Genomic DNA, 2,675 nt, shown 5'->3' on the forward strand with positions numbered 1-2,675 from the left:
CCGCCTCGGGCTCGGGCACGGTCCCGGTCGGGTCGTCCACGGTGCCGAGCACGAGGAGCCGCGGGTCGCCGCCTTCGCGCAGCACCCGGCGCACGGTCTCCATCAGCGCGTACGGGTCGGGGACGCCCCCGTACTCGGCGGGGGTCGGCACGGGGTGGGCCGTGCGCCCGAGCAGCCGCGCCTGCGGGAGCCACCAGGCGGCGCAGGGGCGCGGTACGAGCGCGTCGCCGCCCCGGGCCGCGAGCAGCGCGAGGAGCAGGGCGCCGCCGCCGGGCGCGAGGAGCACCCGCCCGGGGCCGGTCTCCAGGCCCCGGCGCGCCCAGTACCCGCAGGCGGCGCGGACGACGTCCTCGTCCCCCGCCGTGTCGCCGAGCCGCGTGCTCAGCTCCGCCGGGGCCGCGAAACCGGCCACGGCGTACGACGGCTCCAGGAACCCGGGATCGCGCTCGCCTCGACTGCCCACGCCCCCACTGTGCCGCCCCCGCCGGTGCGCCGCGCGGGGAACGCCCTGCGGGGAGCGCCCTGCGGGGAGGGAGGACGGGCGCGGGGCGGCGCCGTCCGCCGCCGGGCTCCGGGGGCGGCGCCCCGGCTAGCGGGCCCGCGCGACCCGGCGCTCGTCCCAGACCGGCTCCGGTGTCTCGCGGACGCGGCCGTCCTCGCCGAAGACGAGGTAACGGTCGAAGGAGCGCGCGAACCAGCGGTCGTGCGTGACGGCGAGGACGGTGCCCTCGAAGGCTTCCAGGCCCTCCTGGAGTGCTTCGGCGCTCTCCAGGTCGAGGTTGTCCGTGGGCTCGTCCAGGAGGAGCGCGGTCACCCCCTCCAGTTCCAGCAGGAGGATCTGGAAGCGGGCCTGCTGGCCGCCGGAGAGGCGCTCGTAGCGCTGCTCGGCCTGCGCCGTGAGCTCGTACCGGCGCAGGCGCGACATCGCGGCGCCCCGGTCCTTGGCGTGCTCGGTCCACAGGATGTCGAGGAGGGTGCGGCCCTCCAGCTCGGGGTGCGCGTGGGTCTGCGCGAAGTGCCCGGGGACGACGCGGGCGCCGAGCTTCCACGCGCCCGTGTGCGCGACGTCCTCGCCCGCGAGGAGCCGCAGGAAGTGCGATTTGCCCGAGCCGTTGGAGCCGAGCACCGCGACGCGCTCGCCGAAGAACACCTCCAGGTCGAAGGGCTTCATCAGCCCGCTCAGCTCCAGCTTCTCGCACGTCACCGCGCGCATCCCGGTGCGCCCGCCGCGCAGCCGCATCGTGATCTCCTGCTTGCGCGGCGGCTCGGGCGGCGGACCGGCCTCCTCGAACTTGCGCAGCCGCGTCTGGGCCGCCGCGTAGCGCGAGGCCATCACGTCGCTGTTCTTCGCGTACTGCCGCATGTCCAGGACGAGTTTTTTGAGCTGGGCGTGCTTCTCGTCCCAGCGGCGCCGCAGTTCCTCGTACCGCGCGAAGCGCTCCTTGCGCGCCTCGTGGTACGTCGCGAAGCCGGTGCCGTGCGTCCACACCTCGGCGCCGTCGGGGCCCGGTTCGACGCTGATGATGCGCTGCGCCGAACAATTGAGGAGTTCGCGGTCGTGGCTCACGAAGAGGACGGTCTTGCGGGTCTGCCGGAGCTGTTCCTCCAGCCAGCGCTTCCCGGGCACGTCCAGGTAGTTGTCCGGCTCGTCCAGGAGGAGCACGGCGTCGGGGCCGCGCAGGAGCGCTTCGAGCACGAGGCGTTTCTGCTCGCCACCCGAGAGCGTGCGGACCTGGCGCCACTGCGCCTGCTCGTACGGGATGCCGAGCGCGGCGACGGTGCACACGTCCCACAGCGTCTCGGCCTCGTAGCCGCGTGCCTCCGCCCAGTCCGAGAGGGCCTGCGCGTAGGCGAGCTGCGCGGCCTCGTCGTCCACGGTGACGAGCGCGTGCTCGGCCTCGTCCACGGCGCGCGCGGCCTCGCGGACGCGGGGCTGGGCGACGGAGACGAGCAGGTCGCGGACGGTGGACTCGTCGCGCACGGAGCCGACGAACTGCGGCATGACGCCGAGCCCGCCGCTGGAGGTGACCGCGCCGCCGTGGGGCTGGAGTTCGCCGGAGAGCAGGCGCAGGAGCGTCGTCTTGCCCGCCCCGTTGGGACCCACGAGCGCGGCGACGACGCCCTCGCCGATGCGGAACGACACGTCCCCGAGCAGCGGCCTCCCGTCGGGAAGGAAGTACTCCACGTGCCCTGCTTCGAGATGTCCCATGCCGGGCATTGTCCGCGTCCGTCCGGGTGCCGGGCAAACCCATTTCGGCCGTCCCGCGCAGGTCGGCAGGGGTGAGGCGGGGCGATGGGGGTACGTGTGCGCCATGACCGCAGACGTCACACCTTCGCCCTGGCGGGACCGGCTGACCGCGCTCGACTCCTCCGTCTTCCGCATCGCCGCGAGCCACCGCTGGCCGGGCGCCGAACAGGTGCTGCCCCGGCTGAGCCGGTCCGCGAACCACGGTGTGCTGTGGTTCGCGGCGGGGGCCGGGCTCTACGCGACGCGCTCCCCGCGCGCCCGCCGCGCCGCCGTGCGCGGCCTCGTCTCGCTGGGGCTCGCCTCGGCGACCGTCAACACCGTCGGCAAGCGCGCGGTGCGCCGCGCCCGGCCGCTGCGCGACGCCGTGCCGCTCGTCCGGCAGCTCAAGCGCCAGCCGCTGACGACCTCGTTCCCCTCCGGGCACGCC

At 75.1% G+C, this 2,675-nt stretch carries 2 protein-coding genes and 1 pseudogene; 1 reads left to right on the plus strand and 2 read right to left on the minus strand.

All coding sequences use genetic code 11. The features are described from left to right. Together SSBG_RS03080 and SSBG_RS03085 are read right to left on the minus strand one after the other, a co-directional pair. A pseudogene (locus SSBG_RS03080) lies at nucleotides 1-463 on the minus strand (hypothetical protein); the annotation flags it as partial. A 126-nt stretch (nucleotides 464-589) separates the two neighbouring features. Continuing rightward, nucleotides 590-2,209, minus strand: coding sequence for an ABC-F family ATP-binding cassette domain-containing protein (locus SSBG_RS03085; RefSeq protein ID WP_037871010.1), 1,620 nt, complete (start codon nucleotides 2,207-2,209; stop codon nucleotides 590-592). Nucleotides 2,210-2,312: 103 nt separating this feature from the next. Here SSBG_RS03085 and SSBG_RS03090 point away from each other — a divergent pair. After that, nucleotides 2,313-2,675, plus strand: a 363-nt coding sequence (locus SSBG_RS03090; RefSeq protein WP_037868817.1) for a phosphoesterase, incomplete at its 3' end; no start/stop codon positions are given.

The sequence above is a fragment of the Streptomyces sp. SPB074 genome (genome assembly GCF_000154905.1).
Lineage (GTDB): Bacteria > Actinomycetota > Actinomycetes > Streptomycetales > Streptomycetaceae > Streptomyces.

Coding starts and splice junctions, on each gene's coding strand:
- SSBG_RS03085 (WP_037871010.1), bottom strand. CDS start 2,209: ATGGGACATCTCGAAGCAGGGCACGTGGAGTACTTCCTTCCCGACGGG.